At 71.2% G+C, this 16335-nt stretch carries 17 protein-coding genes; 9 read left to right on the plus strand and 8 right to left on the minus strand.

Going from position 1 to position 16335, the window contains the following annotated elements; genetic code table 11:
• Nucleotides 1-626 precede the first annotated feature (626 nt).
• Genes ABD437_RS41555 through ABD437_RS41565 form a run of 3 tightly spaced genes read right to left on the minus strand, consistent with a single transcriptional unit; the run spans nt 627 to nt 3347 of the window.
• Complete coding sequence (locus tag ABD437_RS41555) at nt 627-1574, minus strand: zinc-binding dehydrogenase (RefSeq protein WP_344654500.1); 948 nt, start codon at nt 1572-1574, stop codon at nt 627-629.
• 28 nt (nt 1575-1602) lie between these two features.
• A complete protein-coding gene (locus ABD437_RS41560; RefSeq protein ID WP_344654501.1) occupies nt 1603-2181 on the minus strand; it encodes a TetR/AcrR family transcriptional regulator in 579 nt (192 codons plus the stop codon).
• Nucleotides 2178-3347, minus strand: coding sequence for an alkane 1-monooxygenase (locus ABD437_RS41565; RefSeq protein ID WP_344654502.1), 1170 nt, complete (start codon nt 3345-3347; stop codon nt 2178-2180). The genes ABD437_RS41560 and ABD437_RS41565 overlap by 4 nt, the downstream gene beginning before the upstream one ends.
• Nucleotides 3348-3452: 105 nt before the next feature.
• On the opposite strand from ABD437_RS41565, the gene ABD437_RS41570 reads away from it, so the two are divergent.
• Nucleotides 3453-3716, plus strand: coding sequence for a cell division protein CrgA (locus ABD437_RS41570; RefSeq protein WP_344654503.1), 264 nt, complete (start codon nt 3453-3455; stop codon nt 3714-3716).
• Nucleotides 3717-3769: 53 nt separating this feature from the next.
• Here the strand turns inward: ABD437_RS41570 and ABD437_RS41575 are convergent, their stop codons facing one another.
• On the minus strand, nt 3770-5023 hold the full coding sequence (locus ABD437_RS41575) for an NAD(P)-dependent malic enzyme (protein ID WP_425558370.1): 1254 nt from the start codon (nt 5021-5023) through the stop codon (nt 3770-3772).
• A 147-nt stretch (nt 5024-5170) separates the two neighbouring features.
• Nucleotides 5171-5437, minus strand: a complete 267-nt coding sequence (locus ABD437_RS41580) for a S24 family peptidase (RefSeq protein WP_425558371.1) — start codon at nt 5435-5437, stop codon at nt 5171-5173.
• A 171-nt stretch (nt 5438-5608) separates the two neighbouring features.
• On the opposite strand from ABD437_RS41580, the gene sodN reads away from it, so the two are divergent.
• From sodN to ABD437_RS41605, 5 genes are all read left to right on the plus strand, one after another.
• On the plus strand, nt 5609-6013 hold the full coding sequence (gene sodN, locus ABD437_RS41585; RefSeq protein ID WP_035857444.1) for a superoxide dismutase, Ni: 405 nt from the start codon (nt 5609-5611) through the stop codon (nt 6011-6013).
• Between the two features lie 80 nt (nt 6014-6093).
• Entirely contained in the window at nt 6094-6669 is a 576-nt protein-coding gene (locus tag ABD437_RS41590) for a histidine phosphatase family protein (RefSeq protein WP_425558384.1), read from the plus strand.
• Nucleotides 6670-6713: 44 nt separating this feature from the next.
• Nucleotides 6714-7139 carry a GNAT family N-acetyltransferase gene (locus ABD437_RS41595; RefSeq protein ID WP_486304014.1) on the plus strand — a complete coding sequence of 142 codons (426 nt, stop codon included), beginning with the start codon at nt 6714-6716 and terminating at the stop codon, nt 7137-7139.
• Between the two features lie 297 nt (nt 7140-7436).
• Complete coding sequence (locus tag ABD437_RS41600) at nt 7437-7823, plus strand: ATP-binding protein (RefSeq protein ID WP_344654737.1); 387 nt, start codon at nt 7437-7439, stop codon at nt 7821-7823.
• Complete coding sequence (locus ABD437_RS41605; protein WP_344654506.1) at nt 7820-8824, plus strand: SigB/SigF/SigG family RNA polymerase sigma factor; 1005 nt, start codon at nt 7820-7822, stop codon at nt 8822-8824. The genes ABD437_RS41600 and ABD437_RS41605 overlap by 4 nt, the downstream gene beginning before the upstream one ends.
• A gap of 55 nt (nt 8825-8879) precedes the next feature.
• On the opposite strand, the gene ABD437_RS41610 is transcribed toward ABD437_RS41605, so the two are convergent.
• The gene (locus ABD437_RS41610) at nt 8880-9305 is read right to left on the minus strand and encodes a hypothetical protein (RefSeq protein ID WP_344654507.1); all 426 of its coding nucleotides are present in this window, start codon (nt 9303-9305) and stop codon (nt 8880-8882) included.
• Between the two features lie 33 nt (nt 9306-9338).
• On the opposite strand from ABD437_RS41610, the gene ABD437_RS41615 reads away from it, so the two are divergent.
• Both ABD437_RS41615 and ABD437_RS41620 read left to right on the plus strand, forming a co-directional pair.
• Complete coding sequence (locus ABD437_RS41615) at nt 9339-10280, plus strand: diacylglycerol/lipid kinase family protein (RefSeq protein ID WP_344654508.1); 942 nt, start codon at nt 9339-9341, stop codon at nt 10278-10280.
• Between the two features lie 546 nt (nt 10281-10826).
• Nucleotides 10827-11075: a WhiB family transcriptional regulator gene (locus ABD437_RS41620; RefSeq protein ID WP_344654509.1), complete on the plus strand. Its 249-nt coding sequence runs from the start codon at nt 10827-10829 to the stop codon at nt 11073-11075.
• 58 nt (nt 11076-11133) lie between these two features.
• On the opposite strand, the gene ABD437_RS41625 is transcribed toward ABD437_RS41620, so the two are convergent.
• Nucleotides 11134-12609: a sensor histidine kinase gene (locus ABD437_RS41625; RefSeq protein ID WP_344654510.1), complete on the minus strand. Its 1476-nt coding sequence runs from the start codon at nt 12607-12609 to the stop codon at nt 11134-11136.
• 139 nt (nt 12610-12748) lie between these two features.
• On the opposite strand from ABD437_RS41625, the gene ABD437_RS41630 reads away from it, so the two are divergent.
• Complete coding sequence (locus tag ABD437_RS41630; RefSeq protein ID WP_344654511.1) at nt 12749-13912, plus strand: aminotransferase class I/II-fold pyridoxal phosphate-dependent enzyme; 1164 nt, start codon at nt 12749-12751, stop codon at nt 13910-13912.
• Between the two features lie 7 nt (nt 13913-13919).
• On the opposite strand, the gene ABD437_RS41635 is transcribed toward ABD437_RS41630, so the two are convergent.
• A complete protein-coding gene (locus tag ABD437_RS41635; RefSeq protein ID WP_344654512.1) occupies nt 13920-16325 on the minus strand; it encodes a flippase-like domain-containing protein in 2406 nt (801 codons plus the stop codon).
• Nucleotides 16326-16335 lie beyond the last annotated feature (10 nt).

Here is a 16335-nt window from a genome sequence, read left to right on the forward strand (position 1 = left end):
CCGAGAAGCCGGAGGGCCGCCTGCTCACCGCCGAGCAGGCGAAGGCGGCCCTCCCGGCCGTCACCGATCTGCCGGGGCAGGGCTGGACGGTCACGGAGACCGGCACCGACACCACCCAGCCAACGGTGACACCGAAGTCTTGCAGTCCGTTGATGAACGAGTTCTCCACGGACTACCCCGGCTACAAGCCGAAACTGGCGACGAAGCAGACCATCACGTTCACGAAGGATTCCGCCGGTCAGAACGCGGTGGCGTTCGAGGTCACCTCGTGGAAGCAGGCGGCCGACAGCGGGCTGCCGCTCGCGGCCGGGCAACTCGTCGACAGCTGCCAGAAGTTCACCGCCAGTGACGAAGAGATGGCGATCGACTTCACCGCCGAGCGCGTGGCGCCGATCGCGATCGGCGAGAAGCAGACCGCAGTGCGTCTCACGGCGACCTACCAGGGCGCCAGCGTCCACCTGACGGTCTATGAGGCCCAGGTCGGCCACAACCTCATCTCGATGACGGTGTCCAGCCCCGAGCCCACCGACCAGTCCGCCGAGTACAAGCCCTTGCTCGACGGGATCATCACGAAGCTCCAGGCGTGAGCGGCTGGCCCGCCGATTCGTTCGGCGGGCCGCCGCCCGCTACAGGTCGTTCTCGATTACTACTTTGCCGAAGACGTCTCCGGACTGCAGGTGGGCGAACGCGTCCTTCGCCCGGGAGAGCGGGAACGTGGAGTCGACGATCGGGCGCAGGCCGGTGCGGGCGCACAGGTCGAGCAGCCCGGCCAGCTCGTCACGCGACCCCATCGACGTCCCGAGGATCGAGATGTCGAGGAAGAACACCCGCCGCAGGTCGACGCGCGGCAGGTGGCCCGACGTCGCCCCCGACACCACGAGCCGTCCGCCCGGCTTCAGCGACTTCAGCGAGTGGTCGAACGTCGCCTCACCGACGGTCTCGATCACGCAGTCGACACGCTGCGGCAGCCGCGCCCCGCTCTCCAGCGCGACCGCACCCAGCTTCTCGGCCCGCTCCCGCTTCGCCGCGTCCCGGCTCGTCGCGTACACGGTGGCCCCGAGCGCGGTACCGATCGCCACGGCCGCGGTCGCGACCCCGCCGCCGGCGCCCTGCACCAGCACCGAGGACCCCTCGCCGACCCGGCCGCAGGACACCAGCATCCGGTAGGCGGTGAGCCAGGCCGTCGGCAGACACGCCGCCTCGGCGAACGAGAGTTCGGCCGGCTTGGGCACCAGCGACTCCCGCGGCACCGCGACCTTCTCGGCGATCGTCCCGGGGAACTTCTCCGAGAGGATCGAGGTCTTCCCTGACGCGGGGTCGGCCACGACCGAGTAGACGACGACCTCATTGCCGTCCGGGTCGCGCCCGGCGGCGTCGCAGCCGAGGATCATCGGCAGCGCGTCGGCGCCCAGTCCGACGCCCTTCAGCGACCAGAGGTCGTGGTGGTTGAGCGCGCTGGCGACGACGTCGACCACGACCCAGCCGTCCGGCGGCGTCGGGTCGGGCACCTCGCCGGTCTCGAGCGCGGACAACGGATCGGCGTCATCGATACGTGCGGCGTATGCGGCGAACATCTCCCGACGCTACCGCCGGGTACTCGATTCAGGGCTGTGAGGCGGCGAACACTTCGGTGATGAACGGACGCAGCACGCGGGTGATCTCGCGGACCGCGTCGCCGCTGGCGACGGTGGCGTGGCTGATCGCGAGCCGGGCGACGGTCTCCGCGAACAGCCGGACGTCGCCGGGATCCAGGAACGGCCAGTGCACGCCGATCACCCCGATGAGCCGCTCGCGGGCGAGCTCGATCACCGGCAGGCCCTGGGTGGTGACCAGCGGCAGCAGGTCGTCGCCGCAGAGGATCGCCTTCACCATCGGGTTGTCAGCGGCGCCGGTGAGGAACGCGTCCAGCGCCGCCTCGACGGCCCGGTACGGATCGTCGGCAGAAGCCGCGACCGCGTCCTCCACCGTCCCCAGGAACCGGTCGGCCTCCCGCAGCACGTACTGCTGGGCGAGCTCGTCGCGCGAGCCGAACAGCTGGTAGACGGTCTGCCGGCTGACCCCGGCCGCGTCGGCCACGTCCGCCATGCGGGTGTGCTGCCAGCCGCGGTCGAGCACCAGCATCTCGACCGCGTCGAGTACGGCCTCGCGCATCCCCGCCCGGGCCCGCTCGACGTACCTCAAGGAGTCTCCGTGGCGAGGGTGCCGCCGGGGCGCGGGCCGTAGCGGGCGGCCAGGCGGGCGCGGGCCGGCTCGTGGAGGTTGGCCCGGTCGAGGTCGCCGTCGTAGTGCTCGATCACCCGCGGGTCCATGATGCGGCGCCAGAGCGGGGGGAAGAGCGCCACGACGATCATCGTGGCATAACCGGCGGGCAGCTGCGGCGACGTGTCGTACGTGCGCAGGATCTGGTAGCGCCTGATCGGGTTCGCGTGGTGGTCGCTGTGGCGTTGCAGCTGGTAGAGGAACATGTTGGTGACCAGCCGGTTGGAGTTCCAGCTGTGCTGCTCGTCGACCCGCTCGTAGCGCGAGCCGTTGAACGACCGGCGCAGCCCGTAGTGCTCCAGATAGTTGACGACCTCGAGGAACGAGAACCCGAGCACGGCCTGGGCCAGCAGGAACGGAATCAGGCCGGGGCCGAACGCCACGGTCAGGGCCACGAACAGCACGAGGGTCATCACCCACGCGTTGAGCACGTCGTTGCGCCACGTCCAGGGGTTGCGTTTGCGCAGCGTGAACCGGCTGAACTCGAGGTGCCAGGCCGACCGCGCGCTGCCGAGGACCGTCCGCGGCCAGAACCGCCAGAAGCTCTCGCCCAGGCGCGAGCTCGCCGGGTCCTCCGGGGTGGCCACCCGGCTGTGGTGCCCGCGGTTGTGCTCGACGTAGAAGTGGCCGTAGGCGGTCGGCGCGAGCGCGATCTTCGACAGCCAGCGTTCCAGGTTCTCCCGCTTGTGGCCGAGCTCGTGGGCGGCGTTGATCGCGATGCCGTTCACCGTGCCGACCGACACCAGCACGCCGGCCAGGCCGACCCAGCCGAGGTCACCGCGCTGCCACTGCCAGGAGCCGAGCACCAGGCCGCCGAGCTGCAGCGGCAGGTAGAGGTAGGTGAGCCAGCGGTAGTACCGGTCGGCCTGCAGGCCCTTCGCCAGGTCCTCCGGCGGGTTGCCGACGTCGTCGCCGCCGACCATGTCGACCAGCGGGATGAGCACGAACACCAGGCCGGGGGTGAGCCACCACCAGCCCTCCACGCCGGTCTGCGTCACGATGCCGTAGCTGAGGAACGGCAGGATCGGAACCACGACGGCCGACGGCCACAGGTAACGGCGCCCGTCGCGCCACGATGCGCTGGTCACTGGTCGTCCTCTCTCGAGAAAACCTCGACAACGCACGATGGCATCCGAGATACTCCGCTGACAAGAGGCAGCCAGATGTCAGCGACCCTGTCACGAGGAGGCGCCGTGTCAGACTTAGCCGGCGCGTATCGAACGCGCCCCGATCCGAAGCCGCCGTCCGGCCCGTGGCACGGCGCGCTCAGCTCCGCCCTGATCTTCGGCGGCGCCGTGTGGCTGCTCGTCTACACGCTGCTCGAGGTGCCGTTCGTCGAGGCACTCGGCCCCTGGAACTACGTGGGCGTGGCGGCCACCGTCGTCCTCACCACGCTCGTGGGCTACACCTGGCGCGGCTCCCCCTACGAACGCCCCACCCGCACCAGCCGGGTCTGAACACGACGGAGCCGCACCCGCGTCCGTGCGGGTGCGGCTCCGGACCGCTCGTTCTAGAGCCGGGCGACGCCGTCCGCGCGGGCCGCCGCGGCGACCGCGGAGGCGACGGCCGGTGCGACCCGGGGGTCGAACGGGCTGGGGATGATGTGGTCGGCACGCAGCTCGTCGGAGACCACCGCGGCCAGCGCGTCGGCCGCCGCGAGCTTCATGCCCTCGGTGATCGCGGTCGCCCGGACGTCGAGCGCGCCCCGGAAGATGCCCGGGAACGCGAGCACGTTGTTGATCTGGTTCGGGTAGTCGCTCCGTCCGGTCGCGACGACCGCGGCGTACTTGTGGGCGACGTCCGGGTGCACCTCGGGGTCGGGGTTGGCCATCGCGAAGATGAAGCAGTCCGGCGCCATCGTGGCCACCGCCTCCTCGGGCACCTGCCCGGCGGAGAGCCCGATGAACACGTCGGCGCCCTTGAGCGCGTCCTCCAGCGAGCCGGTGATCCCGGCCTTGTTCGTGATCGCGGCCAGCTCACCCTTGACCGGCGTGAGGTTGTCCCGGCCGACGTGGATGATGCCCTTCGAGTCCGCGACCGCGATGTCACCCACACCCGCGGCGAGCAGCATCTTCGTCACCGCGACGCCGGCCGCGCCGGCCCCGGAGACCACCGCGCGCAGGTCGCCGAGCGCGCGGCCGGTGAGCCGGGCGGCGTTCTCCATCGCCGCGGTGGCCACCACCGCGGTGCCGTGCTGGTCGTCGTGGAAGACCGGGATGTCGAGCCGTTCGGCGAGCATCGCCTCGACGGCGAAGCACCGCGGCGCGCTGATGTCCTCGAGGTTGATGCCGCCGAACGACGGCGCCAGACGCGCCACCGTCTCGACGATCTCCTCCGGGTCGGTGGTGTCGAGGCAGATCGGCACCGCGTCGACGCCGCCGAACTGCTTGAACAGGACGGCCTTGCCCTCCATCACCGGCATCGCGGCCTTCGGGCCGATGTTGCCCAGGCCGAGCACGGCGGTGCCGTCGGTGACCACGGCGATCGTGCGTGAGGCCCAGGTGTACTCGTCGAACAGCGCGGGCTCCTCGGCGATCGCGGTGCACACCCGGGCGACGCCGGGCGTGTAGGCGATCGAGAGGTCGTCCCGGTTCTCCAGCGGGATCGTGGCCGCGATCTCCATCTTGCCGCCGCGGTGGGCGGCGAAGACGGGATCGGGGACGGCCTCGGTGTCGCGGACGGACGGATTGATCTGCAGGGCGCTCACTTGGGGGCTCCTCGAATCGACTGTCGGGTGCGGCGACGGCGACGAGCCCGGGTTCATCAACAGGGCCCGTCGGCGATGCGGTGCGACAAGACCCCACGGTCTGTGGGTGCGGTCGCGTCACCCGGGGGTCGCCCGGAGATAACTCGAGATTCTCGCACGGTGGGACGATCAGGAGTACCACCGTGTGGGACTGCGTGCACTATTTCACTGCACGATACCGACCCGGCGCGGCGGCCAGCAGCGCACCACGACACGCCCGTAGACCTCGGCCGGCCCGTACCGGCGCGAGTCGTCGGTGACCGCCTCGTTGTCCGAGACCAGCCACCAGCCGCCGCCCTCGCGACGCACCGCACGCTTGACGACCAGCAGGTCCGGGCGGGCGGGGAACGACCCGACGACCACGTCACCGGGGCGGATGCGCCGGGTGCGGTGCACGACGACGTGGTCGTCGTGCCGGAGAGTCGGCACCATCGAGGGCCCGCTGACGAGGATGTGGATCAGCCGGCCACGCCCGAGAGACCGCTCAGCGGGCGTTTGCACGTCGTCCGCCGGGGTCACCCTGATTCACCTGCCAAGTAGCGGGAGTAGGGTTCTGAACGTAGTCGTTCGTAGGACGCTTCATCCCACCGGAGGACTGAGACCATGCGGTTGCCGCGCTTCCTTGCGCCGCGCACTGTCGCACATGCCCACTGCGACCTGCCCTGCGGCGTCTACGACCCGGCCCAGGCCCGGATCGAGGCGCAGTCGGTTAAGGCCATCATCGAGAAGTACCACGGGAACGAGGACCCGGTGTTCCGCACCCGGGCCATCCTCATCAAGGAGCAGCGGTCGGAGCTCGTCAAGCACCACCTGTGGGTGCTGTGGACGGACTACTTCAAGCCGCCGCACTTCGAGAAGTACCCGCAGCTGCACCAGCTGTTCAACGAGGCCACCAAGCTCGCCGGCGCGTCCGGCGGCAAGGGCACCCTCGACGTCGCGGTCGCCGACCAGCTTCTCGGCAAGATCGATGAGATCGCCGAGATCTTCTGGGAGACCAAGAAGGCGTGACGTCTCGCGCGGACGACACAGCGCCGGCCACCCCCGCGGAAGTGGGGGCGGCCGGCGCTGTTTCTTCGAGCCACCCCTCGATCTACCTGGTACGCCACGGCGAGACCGAATGGTCGAAGTCGGGGCAGCACACCAGTCACACGGACCTGCCGCTGACCGGGAACGGGGAAGCGGTCGCGCTGGCGCTCAAGCCCGTGCTGAGCGCGGTGCTCGGGGGCCGTCCCGCGGTGCTGGCGCTCTCCAGCCCGCTCGAGCGGGCCCGTCGCACCGCCGAGCTCGCCGACGTCGCGGTCGAGCTCGACGAGGACCTCCGCGAGGTCGACTACGGCGACTACGAGGGCATCACCACCCCGCAGATCCGTGAGCGCGACCCCGGCTGGTCGGTCTGGACCCACCCGAACCCGGGCGGCGAGACCGTCGAGCAGGCCGGTCAGCGCGTCGACCGCGTCCTGGACCGCGCCCGCGCGGCGCTGCCCGAGGGCAACGTCGTGCTGTTCGCCCACGGGCACATCCTGCGTGTGCTGGCGGCCCGCTGGCTGGGTCTGCCGGCCTCGGAGGGGCGCCTGTTCGCGCTCGACACGGCGACGCTCGGCGTGCTGGGCACCGAACACGACCTGCCGGTGATCCGCCGCTGGAACGCACCGGCGGTCTGGTGATCGTCCGCGAGGCGACACCGGACGACGTCGCCGACATCGTCGCGATGGTGCACGAACTGGCGGCCTACGAGAAGGCTCCGGACGAGTGCACGCTCACCGCGGCGCAGCTTCACACGGCTCTGTTCGGCTCCTCGCCCGCCCTGTTCGGGCACGTCGTCGAACGGGACGGTGCCGTCCTCGGGTTCGCGCTCTGGTTCCTGAACTTCTCCACCTGGCGCGGTGTCCACGGCATCTACCTCGAGGACCTCTACGTCCGTCCGGAGGCGCGCCGCGGCGGGGCGGCGCGCGCTCTGCTCTCCCGGCTGGCCCAGATCTGCCGGGAACGCGGGTACGCCCGGCTGGAGTGGTTCGTCCTGGACTGGAACACCCCGGCCCGCGACGCCTACGCCGCGATGGGCGCCACCGCGTTGACCGAATGGATCCCCCACCGCGTCGACGGAGCTGAGCTCGCCCGCCTGGCCGACAGCTGACCCACCGGACACGCCGATCACCACCGCTACTCGCGTGTGGACTCCCCTCCGACCCCGCCGGGTCGTAAAGTGCGGGCGGGGGAACACCGCATAGCGCGACAAACGGCCAGACGGCGACGGCGCACGGGGAGGGGTGGCGTGGAGGCGAGGGCGGCTCAGCACAGCGGCAGCGTCGGAGGTTCGGGCGTCTTGTCGCCCACGTCCGGCGCACTCCTGGCCGGCTACGTTCCGGGCACTCGTACGCCGGGCGACCCGTCGGCGGGCGACCCGACGTCGAGCAGCACGAAAGGGGACGGTGTGGATCCGGATGCGGACATCGTCCTGTTGACCCTGCCGGCGAACAGCGTTTACCTCTCCGTACTCCGTACCGCCACGGCCGGCCTGGCGGCGCGTCTGCACTTCACGCTCGACGAGATCGAAGATCTGCGGATCGCCGTCGACGAGGCCTGCGCGATGTTGCTCAACGGCGAGGAGCTCCCCGACTCGGAGCTGCACTGCCGCTTCACCCTCACCACCGACGAGATAGCCGTCACCGTGACGCTCCCCGGCGTCCGCCGCAGTCTGCCCCCGCAGAACACGTTCGCCTGGCAGGTGCTCACCGCACTGACCGGCGAAGTGGACGCCGAGGTCAGCGACGACCAGCTCACCATCGGGCTGGTCAAGCGGCGGAGCCGCACCTCGTGAGCGGCACCCGACGTCCCGCCGCCGCCAACCGAAGCTCGTCCGCCGAACCCGGGGTCAGACCGGCCGGTCGCCGTTCCACCCGGAGCGAGCCGACCGCGCACGACCCCTCCCGCGTCCCGGTACCGGCCGGGCCGGCCGACGACTGCGCCACCGACGAGACGCCGACCGACGTCGGCCCGCCGCTGCGCCGCGCGCCGATGCGGCGCCCGGCGCCACCCGACGGCGAGACGCTCACCCCGGCCGAACGCGACCGGCACGCCTCGCACGAGCTGTTCCGGCGGCTGCACGCGTGCGCGCCGGGAAGCGCGGAGTGGCGCACCCACCGCGACGAGCTGGTGCGACGCCACCTGCCGCTGGCGCACTACCTGGTGCGCCGGTTCGCCGGGCGCGGCGAGCCGATGGACGACCTCGTCCAGGTGGCCACGATCGGGTTGATCAAGGCGGTGGACCGCTTCGATCTCGAACGCGGGGTCGAATTCTCCACATATGCCACACCTACGGTGGTTGGTGAAGTCAAACGGCACTTCCGGGACCGCGGCTGGGCGATCCGGGTGCCGCGTCGCATGCAGGAGCACACGCTCGCGGTCTCCCGGGCCACCGGCGACCTGTTCGGCCGCCTCTCCCGCTCCCCCACGATCGCCGAGCTGGCCGGGTACACCCACCTGACCGAGGAGGAAGTGCTCGAGGCGATCGGCTCGGCACACGCTTACACAACCGTGTCACTGGACGTCGAGCTGGCCGACGACTCACCGGGCGGCGCCGCCCATCCGGCCGCGGGCGACGCCCAGGCGGCGCTCGAGAACGTCGAGCACCGGGCCTCGCTCCGCCCGCTGCTGAGCCGGCTCAGCTCCCGGGAACGACAGATTCTGGCCCTGAGATTCTTCGCGAACATGACGCAATCGGAGATAGCCGCGGAGATCGGCGTCTCACAAATGCACGTGTCCCGGTTGCTCAGCCGGACGTTGGCACACTTGCGTGAGGGTCTGGAGCACCGAGAGTAGTTGCCACTCGATGACAGAGGGTGATCGGTCGAACGGTCGATCACCCTCCGGTCGTTCAGGCGACCAGTGCTCGGCGGGACGCCGGAGCGACGACGAGCGCGACCGCGGCGACCACCGAGAGGGCGATCAGGGCGCCGACGACCCGCACCCAGGCGTCGTTGTCGCCGGTGATCATGAAGAACGCCACTGGGACCGCGCACAACTGGATCGTGACCGCGAGCCCCCGCCCGGCGAGCCGGCGGTTGATCAGCAGCCGTCCGGCGAAGAACAACGCCACCGCCGCCACCAGCGGGCCGGCGATGATCCACGCCGCCCACTCGAACTGGTCGGTGCCGTTGCGGATGAGCTGCACCAGCTCGACGACCGCGAGGAGCGCGACCAGCGCGGCCTGGATCCACAACACGAGGACGCCGACCCGGAGCGTCAGCGGGCCGTCGACGGCCTCGTCCTCCGGCGCGGTGGGATTCGGGCGGTCTGTCACAGCTCTAGCCTACCGACAAGTAGAGTCGCCACCATGCGTGCACTCCTGGTGGTCAACCCTACCGCCACGACCACCGGGCCGCGCACGCGTGAGGTGCTGGTCTCCGCCCTCTCGGCCCAGTTGCGCGACCTCGAGGTCGCGGAGACCACCCACCGGGGTCACGCGATCGAGCTGGGCACCAGGGCCACCCGCGAGGAATTCGACGTCGTGGTGGCGCTCGGCGGTGACGGCACCGTGAACGAGGTCGTCAACGGCATGCTCGCCGACGGCCCCGGTGAGCGCGTCCCGGCCCTCGGGGTGGTGCCCGGCGGCTCGGCGAACGTGTTCATCCGCGCGCTCGGCGCCCCCCGCGACGCCGTGGACGCGACCGGCCTGTTGCTGGAAGCCATCCGAGAGGGCCGTCGGCGCACGATCGGGCTCGGCCGGGTCAACGACCGCTGGTTCATCTTCTGCGCCGGCTACGGGCTCGACGCGGCCGTTGTCGGGCGGGTGGAGAAAGCACGCAGCCGCGGCCGCACCGCGACCCCCGGCCTGTACGTGCGTTCCGCGGTCACCCAATACACCGGTGGCACCGAACGTCGTGCGTCGAACGTCGAACTGAAAATCGAAACACCGGACCCGGGCCAGCCGGAGCCCAGCGGCCGTTTCGGCGCGGTGATCGTGCAGAACTGTTCACCGTGGACCTATTTGGGGCCACGCCCGGTCAATCCGTGTCCGGACGCGTCGTTCGAGACGGGCTTGGATTTGTTGGCGTTCCGCACGCTCGGCGTGACGACGACCCTGCGCACGGTCTGGCAGGCGCTTTCGCCGAGCCCCGACCCGCACGGCAGGAAAATTCTGCGTCGCCACGACCTGTCCGGCTTCGTCCTGCGTTCGGACCCTCCGCTCGCCGCTCAAGTGGACGGGGACTACCTCGGGGAACTGAGCGAGATGCGGTTCACTTCTGTGCCCGCGGCGTTGCGCGTCGTCGTCTGAGTCGGTCATTTTCCGACGCTTCAACAGATGACCACGGTGCGCTTATTCAGATGACCGCACAGTGTTGCGCACGCACACTGAACCCCGGACCTTAAAAATTCCTCGTGCCCGAACGTTTTAGGCGTTAAGAAGCGCGGAATCCCCCGCCGCATGAGCGTTCATGGCAGTGAGGGGCGTTACCGACACGGCAGTTGAGTCGGCTACTCCTCTGCGGATCAAGGTCGGCAGCCGACATCCGCGACACTCGGAGCCGCACACGCCTCGTGTCGGTACCGAGCGGAGCGGAGGCGGACGGTGGATGCGGAGCGTAACTCTCTCCGCGGCTTGAGCCTCATATGAGGGTGAAGTACACCGTTACTAGCGTATTGTCCGATCTAACCGCAGGTGAGTCGGCTCACGCACGGTTTAAATAAGGTTCACAACCCCTTGACATAGCCGTAGTTCGTGAAAGCATTCACAAGCAACACCACACATGAGCTTTTGAGTCCGCCGTCCGGCTCGGTGTGGGCAGGGACGGCGACCCAGATCAATACGAGGAGAGTTGGCATGGACTGGCGCCACCGCGCCCTCTGCCGCGACGAGGACCCCGAGCTGTTCTTCCCGATTGGGACGACCGGGCCGGCGCTGCTGCAGGTGGAAGAGGCGAAGGCTGTCTGCCGCCGCTGTTCGGTCACCGAGTCTTGTCTCGAGTGGGCGATCGAGTCGGGTCAGGACGCCGGTGTGTGGGGCGGTATGAGCGAGGACGAACGCCGGGCGCTCAAGCGTCGCAACCGGCAGCGGGCCCGCACCGCCTGAAACCTTCGCACGAGCCTGACCGGCCCCGGATTCCTCGAGAATCCGGGGCCGTTCACGTTCAGCGTGAGGGGATGAGCGGGACGACCAGGACGGCTTCGGTGCCGCCCTCGGAGCGGGGGCGCAGCTCGAGGGTGCCGTTGAGCTCGCCGGTGGCGAGCGTCCGGACGATCTGCAGGCCGAGCCGCTCGGAGCCGTCGAGCCGGAAGTTCGGCGGCAGCCCCCGGCCGTCGTCGGTGATGCGGACGTGCAGCCGCCCCCGCCAGCGGTGCGCGGCCACGATCACCTCACCGGCCTCCCCCGGCCCGTAGGCGTGCTCCACCGCGTTCTGCACCAGCTCGGTCGCGACGGTCACCAACGGCGTGGCGATCTGCGCCGACAGCACGCCGAACGACCCGACGCGCCGGACCACCACCTGCGACTCCGGCGCCGCCACCTCGGCCACCATCGAGATCACCCGGTCGACGATCGAGTCGAAGTCCACGGTCTCGTCCAGCGACGAGGCCAGCGTCTCGTGCACCATCGCGATCGACGCGACCCGCCGCACCGACTCCTCCAGCGCCGCCCGCGCGTCCGCCGTCGCCACCCGGCGGGCCTGCAGACGCAGCAGCGCGGCCACCGTCTGCAGGTTGTTCTTGACCCGGTGGTGGATCTCGCGGATCGTCGCGTCTTTCGTGACCAGCGCTTTGTCCCGGCGCCGGACGTCGGTGACGTCCCGGACGAGCACCAGCGCACCGATCGGGACGCCGTCGGGCAGCAGCGGGAGCGCCCGGATGAGCGCGGTCGCACCCCGCGCCTCCACATCGGTGCGGCCCTTCACCTCGCCCCGCACCGCCGCCTGGATGCGTGAGCAGACCTCTCCCCCGTCGAGCGGGTCGGTCGCCAGGCCGCGGGTGAGCGTCGCCAGGTCCTCGCCGACGAGGTCACCCGCCAGGCCCAGCCGCCGGTACGCCGACTGGGCGTTCGGGCTCGCGTAGGTGACCACCCCGAGCGAGTTCAGCCGCACCAGCCCGTCACCCACCCGCGGCGCCGACGCGGTCTTCTCCTCCACCGGCGGCGGCGGGAACGTCCCCCCGGCGACCATCAGGCAGAGGTCGTCGGCGGCCTGCAGGTAACTGAGCTCCAACTGGCTGGGCACGCGGGTGGCGGCCAGGTTGGTGACCCGGCCGACGACACCGATCACCCGGTCACCCCGGCGGACCGGGATCGCCTCCTGACGCGCCGGGACACCGTCGTGCCAGACCGGGTCGCCCTCCCGCCAGATCCGCCGCTCGATCATCGCGGTGGTCAGCTGGTCCACGACCGAACCGGTGGCCATCTTGCCGACCATGTCGTCGTGGTAGGCCGTCGGCGCCGTCGTCGGGCGGACCTGGGCGGCGCAGAGGAACCCGCTCTCCGCGACCGGCAGCCAGAGCAGGAGGTCGGCGAAGCTGAGGTCGGCCAGTAGTTGCCAGTCACCGGCCAGGCGGTGGAGGTGCTCGAGGTCTTCGCCGGAGAGCGACGTGTGTTCCTCGACGAGATCCCGGAGAGTCGACACCCCCCGATTCTGCACGTCCCGCTTCTGATCCTTCGAACGGGTGATTCCTCGTGCTTACGACCTCACGCTGTGTGTCGTCGCCCGTACGTTTGTGCCAAGTTTCCGAACGAAGGAGGGTGCGGTGCATGTCCGGAGCACCGTGACGGATCCCCTGCAGCGTCTGCGTGACGCGTATTCGGTACGGACGGTCTCGGGCCACACCCGCCGGCTGCGCCCCCGGACGGCCACCGGCGACGGTCTGGTCGACCTGGCCGGAAGCGACTACCTCGGGCTCAGCGCCGACGAGCGGGTGGTGTCGGCCGCCGCGGCGTCCGCGCTCACCTGGGGCGCCGGCTCGACCGGGTCACGGCTGGTCACCGGCACCACCGTTCTGCACGCCGACCTGGAGGCCGCGCTGGCCCGGTTCTGCGGGGCACCGGACGCCCTGGTCTTCTCGTCGGACTACCTGGCCGGCCTGGCCGCGGTGGCCGCGCTCGGCGGGCCGGACGTCCTGCTGGTGTCCGACGCGGTCAACCACGCCTCGTTCGTGGACGCCTGCCGGCTGACCCGGTCGCGGGTGACGGTCACGCCGCACCGGGACGTCGCCGCGGTGGAGCGGGCGCTCGCCGCCCGCCCGGAGGAGCACGCGGTCGTGCTCACCGACGCGCTGTTCGGCGTGGACGGCGATCTGGCTCCGCTGCCGGAGCTGCACGGTGTCTGCCGCCGTTCCGGAGCGCTGCTCGTGGTGAACGAAGCCCACGCGCTGGGTGTGGTCGGCGACCGGGGCCGGGGTGCGGTCTACGCGGCCGGCCTGGCCGGCGAGCCCGACGTCGTCCGCACGCTGACGCTGGCGACGTCGCTGGGCTCGCAGGGTGGGGCGGTGCTGGGTGCGCCGGAGGTGATCCAGGAGCTGATCGACCGGGGCCGGCCGTTCGCGTTCGACACCGGTCTCGCTCCGGCGTCCGCGGCGGCGGCGCTGACCGCGCTCCGGATCCTGTCGTCCACGCCGGAACTCGTCGCGGCCGTGCGCGCACGCGCGAGCGAACTCGCGTGGGCGGCCCGGTCGGCCGGCCTGCTGGTGACCAGACCCGACGGCGCGGTGCTCACGGTGCGCATCGGCGAAGCCGAGGATGCGCTGCACGCGCACCAGATCTTCGCCGAGTTCGGGTTCGAGGTCGGCTGCCTGCGCCCGCCCACGGTTCCCGACGGCCACGCCTGCCTGCGCCTCACCGCCAAAGCCACGCTGTCCGACGCCGATGTGGCCCGGGCCGCCCGCGCGTTCACCGCCGTGTCGCGCTCGCTGGGAACGCCCAGCCGCCACTGACGGCCCGCTACACCAGGGCCTTGCGGGACAGGAACGTGAAGGCGAGCCAGCCCGGGAGCACCGGGAGCCAGAACGTGAGCAGGCGGAACAGGAGAACGGACGAGACCGCGGTCGCGCCGTCGAGGCCACCGGCGGTCAGGCCGGCCGACAGCACCGCTTCGACCGCGCCGAGGCCACCCGGTGTCGGGGCCGCCGAGCCGAGCGCGGTTCCCGCGAGCACCACCACCGCGACGACCGACCAGGACAGCGACCCGCCGAAGCCCTCGATGCACGCGCTCATCACGAGCACCGTGGCCACCGACTGCAGGATCGTGCCGAAGACCCCGGCGCCGAGCCGGGCCGGGCGGGTGAACACGCTGGCCAGCCGGGGGGTGATCTGCGCCAGGTAGGGCCGTAGCCGGGCCAGCAGGAAGCGACGCCCCACCGGCACCATGAACACCGCGGCGACCACGGCCATGATGACCCCGAGCGTGATCAGCGCGCTGTCGGGCACCTCGAGGGAGCGCGCCTGGTCGTTGCCGGCGATCAGACCGACGACGATCAGCAACAGCACGGTGACCGCGACGGTGCCGATCTGCCAGAGCGCCACCGCGGCCACCGCGGCCGCCGCCGGCACCCCCGCCTGCTGCAGATAGCGGACGTTGAGCGCGGCACCGCCGACGCCGGCCGGCGCGACCAGGCCGAGGAACGACGACGCGATCTGCACGAGGAACGTCCGGGCGAACCGGAGCTTCTCGGCGACGAAACCGGTGAGCGCCACCGCCGCCCCGACGAAACGCACGGCACCGAGCAGCACCGCGACCGCGAGCCAGCGCCAGTCCGCGCTGGTGATGACCACGACCAGGTCGAGCCCGGCGATCTGGTCCAGGAGGACGTAGGCCGCGGCGGTGAGCGCGACGACCGAGATGATCGTGCGTGGACGCAGCCGCTCGAGCCGCACCGGTTCCGGCGGCACCGTGCCGATGACGTCGAGCACCCGGTCGCGCAGGGTGTCCAGCAGCGTCTTGTCGCGGCGGAGCGCCTGGCGGCTGGTGCGGCCGAGCGCCACCGGCTGCAGCGCCGACACCGCCTCGGCCAGGCGCCCGGTGCCCAACGCACGCAGCGCGCTGTCGACCGCACGATCGACGCCGACCTTGAGCGCGAGCGTCACCAGCAGCTGCGCCAGGTCGATGCGGAGCGCGGCGACGGGCGCGGCGATCAGGCCGGCACCGCTGGAGAACCGGAGCCCGGCGCCGCCGTCCGGCGGGAACACGATGCTCTGCCCGGCCAGGCCCCGGTGGGCGATCGCCCGGCGGTGCAGCAGCAGGATCTGCTCCCAGACCGCGTCCAGGCGCTCGTCGTCCAGTTGCTCGAGCGGGATCTCGTCGAGCGTCGGGCCGGGTACGTCCTCGTACGCGAGCACGACCGCGTCCGGCTCGACCGGCACCGCGGCCACCATCGCCTGCGTGCGTGCGCCCGCGGCGGCCATCGCGGCGCTGATCAGCGCCTCGTGCTCGACCGCGCGGCGCAGCGAGACCAGCGCTTTGCGCGCGGCCGGTTCCCGGAAGCGGACCGTGCGCCAGACCGCCTGCAGCACACCGGCGCCCTCGTGGTCGCGGTCGAGCACGTGGACGACGAGCGCGCGGCCGCCGGTGTCGAGTGCGTCGAAGTAGACCGGGTCCTCGGTGTCGAGGTGACGGGGCCGCAGCGACACCAGTTCCACCCCGGCCCGGCGCAGCTCCGCGACGACCGCACGCGGGCTCGGACGGGACGGGTTGGTGCCGGCCGCCCAACGCACGAACATGCCGACGACGCGGCCGATCAGCAGCGAGACGACGACCGCCACCGCGGTCGCGCCCAACGTGACCTGCGCGGTTCCGAACAGGACGAAGACGATGCCGGCCAGCACGCGCAGCCGGGGCTGACGTCCGATCTGCGCCACCGTGGCGATCGCGGCCACCCCGGCGCTGAAGCCGGTGATGCCGGGATCGGCGGCTTGCGCCGCGGTGAGCGACGCGGCGAGCGCGTCGGCGTTGGCGAGCTGGCGGAGCACCGACTGCAGCGCCGCGACCCAGGCGAGGCAGGCCAGGAACGCGAGCGTGCCGTCGGCGAGGATCCGCAGCCGACGCCGGATCAGCAGGTCGACGACGATCACCGCGGGCAGCGCGAGCATGAGCAGGCCCGAACCGGTCGTGATCAGGACGCCGAGCGCGGTGGGCAGCGGTTCGGTGGCGTTCGTGAAGTCCTTGTCGATGCCGGCCACGGTGTTCGTGGTGAACGCGCCGACGAGCATCGCGACGGCGAGGGCCACGACCGAGACGAGCAGGCGGACGAGGTCGAGAGGACGGTGGACACGGCGAGGCGGTTCGGGCGCCTCGATGACCGGCGCGGCGGGTTCGGCGACCTCTTCCTCGGTCCGCCCCGACGTCTTCATGGCAAGGATG

This window comes from Cryptosporangium japonicum (assembly GCF_039524755.1).
GTDB lineage: Bacteria > Actinomycetota > Actinomycetes > Mycobacteriales > Cryptosporangiaceae > Cryptosporangium > Cryptosporangium japonicum.